The sequence below is a fragment of the Achromobacter sp. FW305-C-28 genome, from assembly GCF_058783235.1.
In genome coordinates, this window is the sequence record NZ_JBYSYL010000003.1 from 630,698 (window position 1) to 646,373 (window position 15,676).

Genomic DNA, 15,676 nt, shown 5'->3' on the forward strand with positions numbered 1-15,676 from the left:
ATATATAGCAAGGGGAATTGCCATGTTGTCTCGTTTCACTTCGCGTTTCGGCGGCCGGGTCCTGGTCGCCGCGGTGGTCTCCACGACGGCCGTCCTGGCGCCGTCGGCCGTATTCGCCCAGTCCGCCGCGCCTGCCGCCGCGCCCGAGGCCCCCGCGGCGGGCGCATCCCCGGTGGCCGCCGCCGTCACCCAGACCAACAGCCCCACCGTGGACCAGATCCGCGCCCGCGGCTACGTCATCTGCGGGTCCGGCCACGGCACCACCGGCTTTTCGGCGCCCGACAAGGACGGCAACTGGAAGGGGCTGGACGTGGACACCTGCCGCGCCATCGCCATTGCGGTGCTGGGCGATGCGTCCAAGGCGCGCTTCGTGCCGCTGACGGGCCAGCAGCGCCTGACCGCCTTGCAGACCGGCCAGATCGACGTGCTGCCGCGCACCACGTCCTGGACGCTGCGGCGCGATGCCAACGGCATCAACTTCACCTACCCGAACTATTACGAGTTCGACGCCTTCATGGTGCGCAAGGACCTGGGCATCACGCAGACCAAGGACATGGTGGGCGCCACCATCTGCGTGCAGACGGGGTCGACCAATGAAGTGACGGTGGCGGACCTGTCGCGCAAGTTCAAGCTGGGCCTGAAAACCGTGCTGTTCGACAACGTGGCGGCCTCGCGCCAGGCCTTCTTTTCGGGCCGCTGCGATGGCCTGATCACCGACGCGTCGGCCTTGGCCGCCGTGCGCGCCACCCAGGCGCAGAACCCGGACGATTACGTGATCTTCCCGGCCAGCGGCCACAGCGAGGCCCTGACGCCGTCGGTGCGCCACGGCGACGACCGCTGGTTCGACATCGTCAAATGGGTCATCCAGGTGCCGATTGCGGCCGAAGACATGGGCATCACCCAGGCCAACGTGGACGAGATGCTGAAATCCACCGACCCGCGCATCGCCCGTTTCCTGGGCGTGGAACCCGGCAACGGCAAGGCGCTGGGGCTGGACGAGCGCTGGGCCTACAACATCGTCAAGCAGCTGGGCAACTATGGCGAGATCTTCGAGCGCAACGTCGGCAAGGACAGCCCGATGAAGCTCGAGCGTGGCCTGAATCGCCTGTACCGCGACGGCGGCCTGATGTACCCCTACGTCTTCAACTGATCCGCGGCGCGGCTCACGACGACGCATTGCGTAGAGGCACATCATGCTCAAGCGATTTTGGTTCGACGGCCGTGCCCGGGCCGTCCTGATGCAGACGCTGATCGCCTGCGGCTTTCTCGGGGCGGTGGGGTGGCTGGCCTGGAACGCGCACGCCAACCTGACCCAGCGCGGCATTGCCATGGGGTTCGACTACCTGGGCGAAGCGGCGCGCTTTCCGATGGCGGAAAGCCTGCTCGCCTACCAGCCCACCGACAGCTATGGCCGCGCCTTCGTGGTGGGGCTGGTCAACACGCTGTACATCTCGGCGCTGGTGATCGTGGCGTCGACGGTGCTGGGCTTTGGCCTGGCGCTGGCCCGGCGCAGCCGCCATCCGCTGGTCAACGGCATCGCGACCGTGTACCTGGAAGCCGTGCGCAACACGCCCTTGGTGGTGCAGCTGCTGTTCTGGTATAGCCTCGTGACGCTCAACCTGCCGCCCGTGCGGCAGGCGCTGCAACCGCTGCCGGGCGTGTTCCTGTCGGTACGCGGGCTGTTCTTTCCCAGCGTGTCGGTAGAAGGCAATACGCAGGCGCTGGCGGGCGGGCTGCTGGCGGCGGCGCTGGTGTTGTGGGGCGCATGGCGACTGGCTCGCCGTAGCACGTTCCGGGCCGTGCCGTGGCGCTCGCTGGGCGTGGTGGCCGCACTGGCGGTGGTGGCGTTGGCCGCAGGGTGGGGCGGCGCTACCTTGCAGGTGGACAGCCCCAGGCTGCGCGGCCTGAACTTCATCGGCGGCACGGCCTTCACGCCGGAATTCACCGCCTTGTTGGCGGGCCTGACGATCTACTCGGCCGCGTTTTCGGGCGAGATCATCCGCGGCGGCATCGACGCCGTGCCGGGCGGCCAATGGGAAGCGGCGCATTCGCTGGGCCTCAAACCGGCGGCCGCGCTGCGCTGGATCGTGGTGCCGCAGGCGCTGCGCGTGATCATCCCGCCGATGACCAGCCAGTACCTGTCCATCATCAAGAACACCACGCTGGCGCTGGCGGTGGGCTACCCCGACCTGTCGTTCGTCATCACGACCACCATCAACCAGACCGGCCAGGCCATCGAGGGCGTGGCGGTGCTGATGGCGGTGTATCTGAGCATCAGCCTGTCCGTGTCGCTGTTCATGAACCTGTACAACCGCCGCCTTCTGAGGACGCAACGCGCATGAGCCTGACCCTTTCCTCCGCCGCGCCGCAGCCGGCGCGCCAGGCGCCGCGCGACCGTCGCGATACCGTGTGGCACCGGCTGTTCGGTAGCCTGTTCAGCGCGCTGGCCACCGTGGCAACGCTGGCGCTGGTGCTGGCCGCGGCCGGCCGCCTCTTCAACTGGGCCGTGATCGACGCCGTCTGGCCCGGCGCGGCCGGCGATGTCTGCCGCCAGGCCAGTGGCGCCTGCTGGGCCTTCCTGGGCGAGAAGATGCGCCAGATCCTGTTCGGCATCTATCCGCCGGGCGAGCAGTGGCGGCCCACGGTCGTGTGCGGCTTCATCCTGGCCATGACGGTGTATTCGCTGAGCCCGCGGCACTGGCGCCTGCGCACGGCGGTGTTGTGGATCGCCGGCATGGCCGCGGGCCTCGCGCTGATGCAGGGCGGCGTGTTCGGCCTGGCGCGGGTGCCGACGGCCTCGTGGGGCGGCCTGCCGGTGACGCTGCTGCTGGCGGTGTGCTCGCTGGGCGCCGGCCTGCCGCTGGGCGTGCTGCTGGCGCTGGGACGCCGCGGCAGCCTGCCCACCGCGCGTTTCATCAGCGTGGGCATCATCGAATTGATCCGGGGCCTGCCGCTGGTGAGCCTGCTGTTCATGGCGTCCATCGTGCTGCCCATCATGCTGCCCGCCGGCATGACGATCGACAGCCTGCTGCGCGCCGGCATCGCCTTGACGGTGTTTTCGGCGGCCTACCTGGCCGAGGTGATCCGCGGCGGCTTGCAGGCGATACCGCCGGGCCAGGCCGAGGCGTCACGCGCGCTGGGCCTGTCGTGGTGGCAGATGACGCGGCTGGTGGTGCTGCCGCAGGCGCTGCGCAAGGTGATCGCGCCGCTGACCAACACCGCCATCGTGATGATCAAGAACACCAGCCTGGTGCTGATCGTGGGCCTATTCGACCTGCTCAGCGCCGGCCGCGCCGCCTTGACCGATCCGGCCTGGCCCACGCCGTACGTCGAAACCTATCTCTTCATCGCATCGATCTATTTCTGCATCTGCTTCGGCCTGTCGCGCTATTCGATGTGGCTGGAACACCGCTACAAACAAGGGGAACTCCGATGACCAAACCGCACGCCAACGGCGCGGCGCAGCCTGTGATGGCGCCGCCCGCGATCACCATCGCGGGCATGAACAAGTGGTATGGCGACTTTCATGTGCTGCAGGACATCGACCTGCAAGTGCAGACGGGCGAACGCCTGGTGATCTGCGGGCCGTCGGGCTCGGGCAAGTCCACCATGATCCGCTGCATCAACCGGCTGGAACGGCACCAGCAGGGTTCCATCGTCGTCAACGGCGTGGAACTGACGGATGACCTGCGCGCCGTGGACGGCGTGCGCACGGATGCCGGCATGGTGTTCCAGCACTTCAATCTGTTCCCGCACCTGACGGTGCTGGAAAACTGCATCCTGGCGCCGACCCAGGTGCGACGCATGCCGCGTGCCCAGGCCGTGGACCTGGCGATGCGCTACCTGGAACGCGTGCGCATTCCCGACCAGGCCGGCAAGTATCCCGGCCAACTGTCGGGCGGCCAGCAGCAGCGCGTGGCGATCGCGCGGTCGCTGTGCATGCAGCCGCGCATCATGCTGTTCGACGAGCCCACGTCGGCGCTGGACCCGGAAATGGTCAAAGAGGTGCTGGACGTGATGACATCGCTGGCCGACGACGGCATGACGATGCTGTGCGTGACCCACGAAATGGGCTTTGCGCGCAACGTGGCCGACCGCGTGGTGTTCATGGATGGCGGGCGCATCATCGAGACGGGCGCGCCGGGGGAGTTCTTCGACAACCCCCGGCACGAGCGGACGCGGGCGTTCCTGGAACGGATCCTGCATTGACCGGCGAGTGGGGCGGGGCCCAGCATTGCGCGCGCGGGCTGGGTTCCGCCGCCTTCATGCCATCGCTTTCTGTCCCCCCAACGCCTCGCATGGCCAGGCCCCCCCGCGGCCATGTTTGATAAGTCAATCGAATCAGGCGTCCACCGAACATATCGCTTGTTCGCCTTGAACGCGTGGCTCTACGATGCTGTCCAAGCAGCAAGCCTGCTTTCAGCGCATGTCACCACTGATTGGATTTACTTATGTTTACGCGTCGCCATTTCGTCAAACAACTGTCTGCGCTGGCCGCCACCCGCCTGGCCGCCACCTCGGGAGCCGGCCTGTGGGCCACGCGCGCCCAGGCCGGCGCCGGGGGGCATTGGCGCATGCCCGACGAAGGCGACAAGCAGGTGCGGGCGTTCATTGCGTTCGGCGCGCAGCCGGCTATCTGGAAGGACTTCACTCCCGCCGTCCAGGCCGCGCTGGGCCGCATCGCCCGCGCCATCGCCGCCTATCAGCCAGTCACCGTGTTCTGCCGCGCCCATGAAATGGCGCTGGCCCGGCGCCATTGCGGCACCGACAACACCACCTTCCTCGCGGCCGAGCTGGACGACATCTGGATGCGCGACATCGGCGCCAACTTCCTGGTGGACGGGCAGGGCGGCCTGACCGGCATGGATTTCAACTTCAACGGCTGGGGCGAAAAGCAGGACCACGACGCCGACGCGCTGGTGGCCGCGCGCATGGCCAAGGAAGCGCGGGCTCGCCACGTGCGCAGCGAACTGGTGGGCGAGGGCGGCGGCATCGAAGTCGACGGCCGCGGCACCGGCATCATGACCGAAAGCAGCTGGATCAACCGCAACCGCAATCCGGACTGGTCGCGCGCCGACGTGGAAGCGGAACTGAAGCTATGCCTGGGCCTGCGCAAGATCATCTGGCTGCCGGGCATCAAGGGCCGCGACATCACCGATGCCCACGTGGATTTCTACGCCCGCTTCGTGCGGCCCGGCGTGGTGCTGGCCAACCTGGACATGGACCCGGATTCGTACGACTACGACCTGACGCGCCGGCACCTGGACATCCTGAAAACCGCCACCGACGCCGACGGCAACCGGCTGCAATTGCACACCGTGTCGCCGCCGCTGAACCCGCGGCCCAGCGTGTTCCAGGACGACAACCCGGATTTTGCCGCCGGCTACATCAACTACTTCGTCATCAACGGCGCGGTGATCGCACCGGAATTCGGCGACCGCGAGGCCGATGCCAAGGCGCGCGAGGTGTTGCAGGCGCTGTATCCGGACCGCACCGTGGTGCAGCTGGACATCGATGCGATTGCCTCGGGCGGCGGCGGGATCCACTGCGTCACGCACCAGCAGCCGGCGTTGACGTAGATTCAGCGACCGCCCAGGAACAGGTTGTCGCAATAACCGCCCAGCAGGTCGTAGCTCACGATGCGCTTGCTGGCATCGGTGGTGAACGACATGTAGCAGGACTCGCCTTCCTCGGTGTAGTAGCCGGTGGGCGCGGTGTTCTGCTGGTAGATCGGAATGGCGCCCTGGCCGCCGCCGGCCGGCAGCACCGTGACCAGCGTGCTGCCTGCCGAGGCGGTGCCCGTTTGCACGAAGCGCCGGTGCTGGGTGGAGCCGAAGCGGCTCCAGGTGTGCACGTAGCGCGGGTTCTGCGGGGTGCCGATATTGGGGTAGGCGGCCGAGCCGCCTTGCGCGTCTTCGGGGCCGAACTGGGCAGTGACCGAAGCCAGGTTCTGGCCGATCATGCTGCGGGCGTAGCGGTCCAGCTGATTGGCGGGCGGGTGGTAGACGCAACCGCCCAGCAAGGCCAGGCCCAGGGCGACGGAACCGAGGGCGATGGGGCGCAAAGCGGGGCGGGAAATCGAGCGGAACGCGCAGACTGAAGTGGGGCGGGGGAGGTGGCGGAACATTGTGGCGCTTCTTTGAGGCTAGTCCGAAAGGCCGCATTCTATTCCCGGCCAAAATGACGGCGGTTTCTTTGGCGTAAAAGATGTAACACCCCACGGCGGCCATGGTCTAATACGCGTTTTACGAGCCCTTGAACCCTGACACGGTTCCCTTGCCTCATGTTGCGCCTGACTGAAATCATCCTGCCCCTGTCGACTTCGCAAGACGACATCGACGACACCCTGCGTACCGCCGCCTGTGCCCGCCTGGGCATCGCCCCAGAGGCCCTGCGGTCGCTCACCATCTTTCGCCGCAGCTACGACGCGCGCAAACGCAGCGCGATCACGCTGACTTACTCCATCGATATCGACGTGGCCGACGAGGCCGCCGTGCTCAAACGCATGGCTGGCGTGCGTACCGTGATGCCGACGCCGCCGCTGGAATACCAATACGTGGGCCACGCCCCGGCAGACCTGCCGCCAGGCAGCCGGCCCGTGGTGATCGGCTTTGGCCCCTGCGGCCTGTTCATCGCGCTGATCCTGGCGCAGATGGGCTTCAAGCCGCTGATCCTGGAACGCGGCCGCGTGGTGCGCGAACGCACCAAGGACACCTGGGGCCTGTGGCGCAAGCATGAACTGCAGCCCGAATCGAACGTGCAGTTCGGCGAGGGCGGGGCGGGCACGTTTTCTGACGGCAAGCTGTCGACCCAGGTCAAGGACCCGAAGCACTACGGTCGCAAGGTGTTGCAGGAATTCGTGGCGGCCGACGCGCCGCCCGAAATCCTGTACGTCAGCAAGCCGCACATCGGCACCTTCCGCCTGGTCAAGATGATCGAGCAGATGCGCGCCCAGATCGAATCCCTGGGCGGCGAATTCCGCTTTGAAAGCCGCGTGGACGACATCGAGATCGAGGATGGCCAGGTGCGCGGCGTGCGTCTGGCGGGCGGCGAATTCATTGCATCGCGCCATGTGGCGCTGGCCGTGGGCCACAGCGCTCGCGACACCTTCCGCATGCTGCATGCGCGCGGCGTGTTCATCGAGCCCAAGCCGTTCTCGCTGGGGTTCCGCATCGAGCATCCGCAGTCGCTCATCGACCGCGCGCGCTTCGGCCCCAGCGCCGGCCACCCGGTGCTGGGCGCGGCCGACTACAAGCTGGTGCACCATGCGGCCAACGGCCGGTCGGTGTACAGCTTCTGCATGTGCCCGGGCGGCACCGTGGTGGCGGCGGCGTCCGAACCCGGCGGCGTGGTCACCAACGGCATGAGCCAGTATTCGCGCAACGAACGCAACGCCAACGCCGGCATCGTGGTGGGCATCCAGCCCAAGGACTATCCCGGCATCGAGGCGTCGCCCCTGGCCGGCATCGACTTCCAGCGCCACTGGGAAGCCCGTGCCTATGAACTGGGCGGCCGCGACTACTGCGCCCCGGCGCAACTGGTGGGCGACTTCCTGGACGGCCGGCCGTCGACGTCGCTGGGCAGCGTGACGCCGTCGTACAAACCGGGCATCAAGCTGACCGACCTGTCGACCAGCCTGCCGGACTACGCCATTGCCGCCATCCGCGAAGCCTTGCCCGCGTTCGAACGCCAGATCAAGGGCTTCGCGATGCGCGACGCGGTGCTGACCGGCGTGGAAACGCGCACCTCGTCGCCGCTGCGCATCACGCGCCGCGACGACTTCCAGAGCATGAACACCAACGGCCTGTTCCCGGCCGGCGAAGGCGCCGGCTACGCGGGCGGCATCATGTCGGCCGCCATCGACGGCATGAAGGTCGCCGAGGCCGTGGCCTTGCACATCCTGGGCACCGGACCGATCACCGGCGGCAATCGCCGCGGCGAAAGCGACGACTACTAGGCCGTTCGCCATTGCCCGCGGCACGTTGCGTGTCGCGGCGCATCTCAAACTCCCTTTGCGCGCCCGGCGGGTATCCGATATCGATATGCGGATTCCGTCGTTGGCGGCGTGCGCGTGCGCGCCCAGAATGGATCGCTCTTGATTCGGGGTTGAAGGGTTTGCGATGCCAGCAGTGCAGAAAGTCGTGGTGGTGGGGGCAGGGGTGTTGGGGTTGAGCGTGGCGGCGAAGGTGGCCGATCGGGGCGCACAGGTCGTGCTGGCCGCGCCGCCGCTGGATTATCGGACCGCGTCCCTGCGGTCTTACTCGTGGCTGAATGCGTTTGGCGCAGCGCCGGAAAGCTACCGCCGCCTGCGGCTGCTGTCGCTGGAACGCTACCGGGCCATTGCCGCCGAGTCGTCGCCGACGCCGTGGTTGAAGTTCGACGGCGCGCTGACCTGGCGCGACGCCGACAAGCTTGAATCGCTGCAAGCCCGGGCCGCCGAACTGGCGCGGTCGGGCTATGGCGCGGCCTGGTTCGATGCGGACCAGGCGGTGCAGGCCGAACCGGCGCTCGATCGCGCCGCGCTGGACGGTTATGACCTGGTGCACGTGCCGCGCGAAGGCTGGGTCGACCTGCCCGAATACCTGCACCAGCTGCGCCGCCGCCTGGTGGCGCGCGGCGCCCAGTTCGTGACCCTGCCGCAAGCGCCGACGCTGCGCGTGGCGGGGGCAAAAATCACCGGGGTCCAAGTGGATGCCCGCACGTTCCTGGACGCGGACGCGGTGGTGCTGGCCGCCGGCGCGGGCACGCCGGACCTGTTGCGCCAGGTGGGCGTGAACCTGCCGGCGCAGACCAATACCGCCTTGCTGGTGACGGCGCGCAGCAGCGCCGCCGCACCCAAGGCGGTGCTGCGCGCGCCCGATATCGCGATCCGGCCGCGGGCCGACGGCACGCTGTCGCTGCATGCGGAATGGGCCGATGCCCAGGTCACGGGCAGCGATGAACGAGGCTGGCACGTCGCGCCCGACGTGGTGACCGCCGTGACGGAAGCCGCCGCCCGTTGGCTGGCCGGCAGCCCGGCCTTTACCGACGTGCAGACCGGCATCGGCCACCGTCCCATTCCCGGCGACCATCGCGCGGTGGTAGGCGAGGTGGGCAGCGTGGGCGGCCTGTCGGTGGCGTTCAGCCACAGCGCGGCCACGCTGGCGCCGATTCTGTCGGAACTGCTGGCCGGGGAAATCCTCGACGGCACGCGCTCTCCCTTGCTGGCCGACTTCCGGCCCGGCCGGTTCGCGGCCTGACGCCCCTCGCATTCTCTTTTTCTTTCCATCCTGGATATTCCATGAGCGAAGTCTCGACCGATTACGTCATCGTCGGCGCCGGCATTTTCGGCGCGTCGCTGGCCTGGACGCTGGCGCGCGCCGGCCATACTGTCACCGTGCTGGAACGGCGCGAAGTCGCCAGCGGCGCGTCGGGCGGGCCCGGCCACCGCGGCGTGCGCGCCAACAACCGCGACCTGCGCGAACTGCCGCTGGCCGTGCGGGCCTTGCAAATCTGGCCGACCTTGACCGAACTGCTGGGCACCGACAGCGGCTTTGAACGCCTGGGCGGCTTGAGCCTGGGCGAACTGGAACGCGTGGGCGGCACGCATGGTCGCGTGACGTTGGCCGCGCGCGCCGCGGTGCAGAACGCCTTTGGCGCCCGCACCGAAATCCTGGACGCAGCCGGCGTGCGAGAAAAGCTGCCCGACGTGTCGGACAAAGTGATCTATGCGCTGTACAGCCCCAACGACGGCATTGCCGACCACAACGTGGCCACGCGCGCCTTTGCCCAGGCCGCCGTGGCGTTGGGCACGACGCTGATCGAAGGCGCCAACGTGCAGGCCGTGCAGTCGGTGGCGCAGGGCGGGGCGCAGGTCACGTTGACCGATGGCCGCGTGTTCGCGGCCCGGCGCGCCGTGGTGCTGGCCGCCAATACGCAGGTGCCCAAGCTGCTGCGCGAGGCCTTCGCCCTGCAACTGCCGGTGTGGTCGTTCAACCCGCAGGTGGCGCAGCTGCGCGTGTCGCGCGACCTGAAGCTGGACTACCTGATCAACCACAGCAACCGCACGCTGTCGATCAAGCGGGCCGACGCGGACCACATCACGGTAACGGGCGGTGCCGTCGGCCGTTGGGACGACGAGACCGAAACCGGCAACACCGACCTGTCCACGCTCAGCGCCAGCCTGACCGCGCTGACCGCCACATTCCCGCGCACGGCCACCGACACCGAAGTGACCCATCTGGACGCCAGCCGGGCGGATTCCAGCGCGGTGGACCAGATTCCGATCATCGACCGCGTGCCGGGCCACGACAGCGTGCTGTACGCCACAGGCTGGAGCGGCCACGGCTTTGCCATCGGGCCGGCCGTGTCCGAAGCGGTGGCCGAGTGGCTGGTGAACGGCCAGCGCCCCGACGTGCTGGCGCCGTTTGGCGTGGCGCGCTTTCGCCTGTGACTCAGCTGCCTGAAACCCGTGCCCTGTCCCGCGCCTTCGTAAGGTTAATCATGACGTCCTCATTCCCCTCCTTTGCCGTGGGCGCCGCCTGGCAGCGCGCAGGCGCGTTGACGTTGGCGGCAGCCGGCCTGCTGTCAGGCGCAGCCGCCCAGGCCGCCGACGCCCAGCCGCAAGCCGGCGGCTCGCTGATCCTGGCGCAAAGTTCATTCCCGCCGTGCCTGGACCTGGCCCAAAGCGCACGCGCCCAGAACGCCAGCCGCCAGGCGCTGGATACGCTGCTGGATCAGGACAAGCGCACGGGCCAGGTCATACCCTGGCTGGCCGAGCGCTGGGAATACCTGGACGAGGGCAAGACACTGCGGCTGCACCTGCGCAGCGGGGTGACGTTCAGCAATGGCGAGCCGCTGGACGCCAAGGCGGTGAAGGCGAACTTCGACGCGCTGGCGACGTACGCCAAGGAAGGCCGGGCGCCGCAAGCCGGCGGCTACCTGACCGGTTACCTGGGTGCGGACGTCATCGACGATTCGACGGTGGCGCTGCGGTTCGACCATCCCAAGGCCGGATTCTTGCAGGCCCTGACCGAAAAGACGCTGGCGCCGCTGGCGCTGGCCACGCTGGCCAGGACGCCCGAAGAACGCTGCCAGGGGGCCCTGATCGGCACCGGCCCCTTCGTGATCGACCAGGTGGTCAAGAACGACAAGATCGTCCTGAAACGCCGCGCCGATTACCAATGGGCCTCGCCCAACGCCGAACACCCGGGCCCGGCGTGGCTGGACAAGGTGACGTTCCAGACCATTGCCGAAGGCAGCGTGCGGGTGGGGTCGCTGCTGAGCCGCCAGGTCGGCGCGATTGAAGAATTGCCTACCGAAGACGTGGCACGCATCAAGGCCGCGGGCGCGACGGTGGTGGCGCGGTCGGCCGGCGGCATCGGCATCACGCTGTACCCCAACATCGCCAGCCCGGTGCTGTCGCACGCCGAAGTGCGCCAGGCGCTGGTCATCGGCGTGAACCGGCCCGAGATCATCGAGGCGCTCTACACCGAATACGACAAGGCCGCGACGAGCGTGGTGTCGACCACCGTGCCGGGCTACGTGGACCTGTCCGCCAAGCTGGCCTACCAGCCCGAGGCAGCGCGGGCCTTGCTGGACAAGGCGGGCTGGAAGCCGGGCAAGGACGGCATCCGCAGCCGCGACGGACAGCGCTTGCAGGTGGGCGTGACGTGGAGCTTTCCGGGCTACACGCCCACGCTGGAGCTCATCAAGGAACAGCTGGCGCAGATCGGCGTGGACCTGCGCCTGAACCTGCGGTCGGACGCCGAGATCGGCGGGGTGATCCGGTCGGGCAACTATGACCTGCGGCTGTCGGACCTGACGCGGCCAGACCCCGATGTGATTCTGGCCGCGTTCTCAAGCAAGTTCGGGCGTGGCCTGGGCGCGGCGGAACCGGACCTGGACGCCTTGCTCGACCAGCAGAGCGTGGCGGTGGACCCGGCCCGGCGCACCGCGCTGGTGGCGCAGATCCAGAACCGCATCATCGACCAGGGCTACGCCGTGCCGATCAAGGAGAGCAACACGGTGTTCGCGGTGGCGCCGAACGTGCACGGCCTGTGGCTGTCGACGCCGCGCTGGCCGGTGCTGCACGATACCTGGCTGGCGGCGTCCCGGTAGCCCGCCATGCGCCGCTATCTGCTGTCGCGCCTTGCACAAGCGGTATTCGTGGTGTGGGCCGCATTCTCGGTATCGTTCCTGATCCTGTACGTGCTGCCGGGCGACCCCATCGCCATCATGCTGGATGCTCGCGGCGAGGGCGTGCTGGCGGACGCGGCGCAGGTGGCGCAGCTGCGCACCCGCTACGGGCTGGACCAGCCCATCATCGTGCAGTACCTGGGCGGCCTTGCGCGAGCATTGCGGGGCGACTTCGGCGTATCCATCGAAAACGGCCACGACGTGGCCGCAACCGTGCTGCAAGCTTTGCCCCAGACCCTGGCGCTGGCCGCACTGGCCTTGGCGGTGTCGCTGACGCTTGGGCTGGCGGTGGCCCTGACCGCGACCTACACGCGGCGACGCTGGCTGTCCGAATTGCTGCTGTGCCTGCCGCCGCTGGGCGTCAGCATTCCATCGTTCTGGATCGGGCTGGTGCTGCTGCAGTTTTTCTCGTTCGGCTGGCCGTTCCTGCCGGCCACGGGCAATACCGGTTTCGCCTCGCTGATACTGCCTGCGCTGACCCTGGCCATTCCGACCAGTGCGGCCATCGCGCAGGTACTGGCCAAGAGCCTGGCGGCCGCGTTGCAGCAAGGCTATATCGACACGGCCTACGCCAAGGGCGCATCGCGCCGCCGGGTGCATTTGCGCCACGCCTTGCGCAACGCCGCGATTCCGGCGCTGACCCTGGTGGGCATGAGCGCCGGGCATCTGCTGGGCGGTTCCGTGGTGACCGAGACGGTGTTTTCGCGGGCCGGCATCGGCCGCCTGACCCAGATCGCCGTGCAGGCGCAGGACATTCCCATGGTGCAGGGGCTGGTGGTGCTGTCCACACTGGTCTTCGTGGCCGTGAACCTGGCGGTGGACCTGCTGTATCCCTTGTTCGATCCCCGCATCGTCGCCGCGCGGCGGCGCGAGGCTTAGGAGGTAGCCATGGCCAGTCTGCATGTCATTGCCCCCGCGGCGCCTGGCGATGCCGGCCCGTCTTTGACGCTGCCCGCCGCCTGGCGCACGCGCGTGGGCAGCTTGCGGCGCACGGTGGCGCTGGTACTGGCGCTGGCCGTGGTGGCGCTGGCGCTGGGCTGGGCCTTTCTGCCGCACGTGTTCAGCGCCCAGAGCCCGTTCGAAACCCGCGTGGCATTGCGGCTGCGGCCGCCGTCATGGGCCCACTGGTTCGGCACCGACTACCTGGGCCGCGATGTGTATGCGCGGGTGGTGCACGGCGCGGCGCTGTCGCTGAAGGCCACGGTGATTGCCGTGGCGCTGGGCCTGGCGGCGGGTTGCGTGCTGGGCCTGCTGGCCGGGTTCTCGCGGCGCGCTGTGGATGACGCGGTGATGCGCGCGGTGGACGTGCTGCTGGCGATTCCGTCCCTGCTGCTGTCGCTGATGGTCGTGACCGTGCTGGGTTTCGGCACCGTCAACGTGGCCCTGGCCGCGGGCGTGGCCACCATTGCCACCTTTGCGCGGCTGATGCGCGCGGAGGTGCTGCGGATCAAGGCGCACGCCTATGTGGAAGCCGCGTTCGGCAGCGGCGAACGATGGTTCTCGGTGCTGCGCCGCCACATCCTGCCCAATGCGGCGGGGCCGGTGCTGGTGCTGGCCGGCCTGGAATTCGGCGCGGCCATCCTGGCGGTGTCGGCCTTGAGCTTTCTGGGATTCGGCGCCGCGCCGCCCGCGCCGGAATGGGGCACGCTGGTGGCCGAGGGGCGCAATTACCTGGTGCGCGCCTGGTGGCTGACGGCCATGCCGGGCGGCGTGATCATCCTGGTGGTGCTATCCACCAACAGCCTGGGCAAGACCTTTGAACGCTTGCGCCTGCGGGAGGCGAGATGAACGCGATGATGGCGGCCGAGCCGCCCCTGTTGACCATCCGTGACCTGCACGTGGCGTACCTGGCGGGCCGCCAGCCGGTGCATGCCGTGCGCGGCGTGTCGCTGGAGGTGCTGCCCGGCGAAGTGCTGGCCATCGTGGGCGAGTCGGGTTCGGGCAAGTCGACCACGGCGCACGCCATCATCGGCCTGCTGCAGCAAGGCGCGCATATCGTGCGCGGCAGCATCACCTTCCAGGGTGAAGACCTGACCCGCGCCAGCGAACGCACCTGGCGCCGGCTGCGCGGCGCCCGCCTGGGCCTGGTGCCGCAGGACCCGGGCGTGGCGCTGAATCCGGCCATGCGCATCGGCGACCAGGTGGCCGAGGTGCTGCGCATCCACGGCCTGGCCGACCGCGTCAATGCACAGCAGCGGGCGCTGGAAATCCTGGATCAGGTCGGCCTGTCGCAGCCCGCGCTGCGCGCCAGCCAGTATCCGCATGAACTCTCGGGCGGCATGCGCCAGCGGGTGCTGATCGGCATTGCCTTTGCCTGCCGGCCCCGGCTGGTGATTGCCGACGAACCCACCAGCGCACTGGACGCGACGGTGCAGCGCCGCATCCTGGATCAGCTGGCCATCATGAAGGCCGACAGCGGCACGTCGGTGCTGCTGATCACGCATGACCTGGCGCTGGCCGCCGAGCGTGCCGACCGGGTCATCGTGATGCGGCATGGCCAGATCGTGGAAACCGGCGCCGCGCGGGATGTGTTCGAGCAGCCCCGGCACGCGTATACGCAGGCTTTGCTGGCGGCCCGGCCCGGGGCCACGGATCAGCTCCGCCGGTCGGCAAGGTTGCCCAGTGCACCGGCCAGCCCGCCGCTGCTGGCCGTGAGCGGCCTGGCCAAGACGTTTTCCCTGGCGGGTGGTGCCAGCCTTCAGGCCGTACGGGGCGTGTCGTTCGAGATCGCGCGCGGCGAGACGCTGGCGCTGGTCGGGGAATCCGGTTCGGGCAAATCCACCACGGCGCGCATGGTGGTGCGCATGGAAGCGCCCACGGCCGGTCAGGTGCGATTCGGCGGGCAGGACATCGGCGCCTTGACGGGCGAACCGCTGCGCCGCCTGCGCCAGCGCATCCAGTTCGTGCACCAGAACCCTTACGGTTCGCTGGACCCGCGCTACACGCTCGAAGACATCCTGACCGAACCCCTGCGGGCCTTTGGCCTGGGCAACCGCCATGAACGCCGCGCCCGCGCATTGGAATTGCTGGACGAGGTGGCGCTTGACCGCGCGCTGTTGACGCGCAAGCCGGCTGCGCTGTCGGGCGGTCAGCGGCAACGGGTGGCGATCGCCCGTGCGCTGGCCCTGCGGCCCGACCTGATCGTGCTCGACGAGCCGGTGTCGGCGCTGGACGTGGCCGTGCAGGAACAGGTGTTGGCGCTGCTGCAACGGTTGCAGGCCGACCTGGGCCTGACCTATCTGCTGATCTCGCACGACCTGGATGTGGTGCGGCAGATCAGCGATCGGGTCGCGGTGATGGTGGCGGGCACGCTGGTAGAGCAGGGGCCGGTGGAACAGGTGTTCCAGTCGCCGCAGCACGCCTACACGCGTGAACTGCTGGCGGCGCGCCCCGGGTTCGGCCACGGCGCGCCAGAACCCGTGCGGGCGGTGGCGGTCGCCTGATCCCTGTGGCAAGGCGCGCCGCGCAACGGCGTTCGAAGTGATTTGCAAATCGCCGA

General features: G+C 68.6%; 13 protein-coding genes. 12 read left to right on the forward strand and 1 reads right to left on the reverse strand.

Going from position 1 to position 15,676, the window contains the following annotated elements:
* Positions 1 to 22 precede the first annotated feature (22 nt).
* The 5 genes from AC3WMR_RS11685 to AC3WMR_RS11705 all read left to right on the forward strand — a co-directional run bounded on the left by AC3WMR_RS11685 (position 23) and on the right by AC3WMR_RS11705 (position 5,579).
* Entirely contained in the window at positions 23 to 1,150 is a 1,128-nt protein-coding gene (locus tag AC3WMR_RS11685) for an amino acid ABC transporter substrate-binding protein (RefSeq protein WP_492263233.1), read from the forward strand.
* A gap of 43 nt (positions 1,151 to 1,193) precedes the next feature.
* Positions 1,194 to 2,342, forward strand: coding sequence for an amino acid ABC transporter permease (locus AC3WMR_RS11690; protein ID WP_492263234.1), 1,149 nt, complete (start codon positions 1,194 to 1,196; stop codon positions 2,340 to 2,342).
* Positions 2,339 to 3,436, forward strand: a complete 1,098-nt coding sequence (locus tag AC3WMR_RS11695) for an amino acid ABC transporter permease (protein ID WP_492263235.1) — start codon at positions 2,339 to 2,341, stop codon at positions 3,434 to 3,436. The genes AC3WMR_RS11690 and AC3WMR_RS11695 overlap by 4 nt, the downstream gene beginning before the upstream one ends.
* 35 nt (positions 3,437 to 3,471) lie before the next feature.
* A complete protein-coding gene (locus AC3WMR_RS11700) occupies positions 3,472 to 4,209 on the forward strand; it encodes an amino acid ABC transporter ATP-binding protein (RefSeq protein ID WP_492263315.1) in 738 nt (245 codons plus the stop codon).
* A gap of 242 nt (positions 4,210 to 4,451) precedes the next feature.
* On the forward strand, positions 4,452 to 5,579 hold the full coding sequence (locus AC3WMR_RS11705) for an agmatine deiminase family protein (RefSeq protein WP_492263236.1): 1,128 nt from the start codon (positions 4,452 to 4,454) through the stop codon (positions 5,577 to 5,579).
* Between the two features lie 2 nt (positions 5,580 to 5,581).
* Here the strand turns inward: AC3WMR_RS11705 and AC3WMR_RS11710 are convergent, their stop codons facing one another.
* Entirely contained in the window at positions 5,582 to 6,127 is a 546-nt protein-coding gene (locus AC3WMR_RS11710; protein ID WP_492263237.1) for a hypothetical protein, read from the reverse strand.
* A 156-nt stretch (positions 6,128 to 6,283) separates the two neighbouring features.
* Here AC3WMR_RS11710 and AC3WMR_RS11715 point away from each other — a divergent pair, with 156 nt between their 5' ends.
* From AC3WMR_RS11715 to AC3WMR_RS11745, 7 genes are all read left to right on the forward strand, one after another.
* Entirely contained in the window at positions 6,284 to 7,957 is a 1,674-nt protein-coding gene (locus AC3WMR_RS11715) for an NAD(P)/FAD-dependent oxidoreductase (protein ID WP_492263238.1), read from the forward strand.
* 163 nt (positions 7,958 to 8,120) lie between these two features.
* On the forward strand, positions 8,121 to 9,239 hold the full coding sequence (locus tag AC3WMR_RS11720) for an NAD(P)/FAD-dependent oxidoreductase (protein WP_492263239.1): 1,119 nt from the start codon (positions 8,121 to 8,123) through the stop codon (positions 9,237 to 9,239).
* A 41-nt stretch (positions 9,240 to 9,280) separates the two neighbouring features.
* Positions 9,281 to 10,432: an NAD(P)/FAD-dependent oxidoreductase gene (locus AC3WMR_RS11725; protein ID WP_492263240.1), complete on the forward strand. Its 1,152-nt coding sequence runs from the start codon at positions 9,281 to 9,283 to the stop codon at positions 10,430 to 10,432.
* A 50-nt stretch (positions 10,433 to 10,482) separates the two neighbouring features.
* The gene (locus tag AC3WMR_RS11730; RefSeq protein ID WP_492263241.1) at positions 10,483 to 12,099 is read left to right on the forward strand and encodes an ABC transporter substrate-binding protein; all 1,617 of its coding nucleotides are present in this window, start codon (positions 10,483 to 10,485) and stop codon (positions 12,097 to 12,099) included.
* A gap of 6 nt (positions 12,100 to 12,105) precedes the next feature.
* The gene (locus tag AC3WMR_RS11735) at positions 12,106 to 13,056 is read left to right on the forward strand and encodes an ABC transporter permease (protein WP_492263242.1); all 951 of its coding nucleotides are present in this window, start codon (positions 12,106 to 12,108) and stop codon (positions 13,054 to 13,056) included.
* A 9-nt stretch (positions 13,057 to 13,065) separates the two neighbouring features.
* Positions 13,066 to 13,965, forward strand: coding sequence for an ABC transporter permease (locus AC3WMR_RS11740; protein ID WP_492263243.1), 900 nt, complete (start codon positions 13,066 to 13,068; stop codon positions 13,963 to 13,965).
* A complete protein-coding gene (locus AC3WMR_RS11745) occupies positions 13,962 to 15,620 on the forward strand; it encodes a dipeptide ABC transporter ATP-binding protein (protein WP_492263244.1) in 1,659 nt (552 codons plus the stop codon). Before AC3WMR_RS11740 ends, AC3WMR_RS11745 begins: the two co-directional genes overlap by 4 nt.
* Positions 15,621 to 15,676 lie beyond the last annotated feature (56 nt).

Coding starts and splice junctions, on each gene's coding strand:
- AC3WMR_RS11685 (WP_492263233.1), top strand. CDS start 23: ATGTTGTCTCGTTTCACTTCGCGTTTCGGCGGCCGGGTCCTGGTCGCC.
- AC3WMR_RS11690 (WP_492263234.1), top strand. CDS start 1,194: ATGCTCAAGCGATTTTGGTTCGACGGCCGTGCCCGGGCCGTCCTGATG.
- AC3WMR_RS11695 (WP_492263235.1), top strand. CDS start 2,339: ATGAGCCTGACCCTTTCCTCCGCCGCGCCGCAGCCGGCGCGCCAGGCG.
- AC3WMR_RS11700 (WP_492263315.1), top strand. CDS start 3,472: ATGGCGCCGCCCGCGATCACCATCGCGGGCATGAACAAGTGGTATGGC.
- AC3WMR_RS11705 (WP_492263236.1), top strand. CDS start 4,452: ATGTTTACGCGTCGCCATTTCGTCAAACAACTGTCTGCGCTGGCCGCC.
- AC3WMR_RS11710 (WP_492263237.1), bottom strand. CDS start 6,127: ATGTTCCGCCACCTCCCCCGCCCCACTTCAGTCTGCGCGTTCCGCTCG.
- AC3WMR_RS11715 (WP_492263238.1), top strand. CDS start 6,284: ATGTTGCGCCTGACTGAAATCATCCTGCCCCTGTCGACTTCGCAAGAC.
- AC3WMR_RS11720 (WP_492263239.1), top strand. CDS start 8,121: ATGCCAGCAGTGCAGAAAGTCGTGGTGGTGGGGGCAGGGGTGTTGGGG.
- AC3WMR_RS11725 (WP_492263240.1), top strand. CDS start 9,281: ATGAGCGAAGTCTCGACCGATTACGTCATCGTCGGCGCCGGCATTTTC.
- AC3WMR_RS11730 (WP_492263241.1), top strand. CDS start 10,483: ATGACGTCCTCATTCCCCTCCTTTGCCGTGGGCGCCGCCTGGCAGCGC.
- AC3WMR_RS11735 (WP_492263242.1), top strand. CDS start 12,106: ATGCGCCGCTATCTGCTGTCGCGCCTTGCACAAGCGGTATTCGTGGTG.
- AC3WMR_RS11740 (WP_492263243.1), top strand. CDS start 13,066: ATGGCCAGTCTGCATGTCATTGCCCCCGCGGCGCCTGGCGATGCCGGC.
- AC3WMR_RS11745 (WP_492263244.1), top strand. CDS start 13,962: ATGAACGCGATGATGGCGGCCGAGCCGCCCCTGTTGACCATCCGTGAC.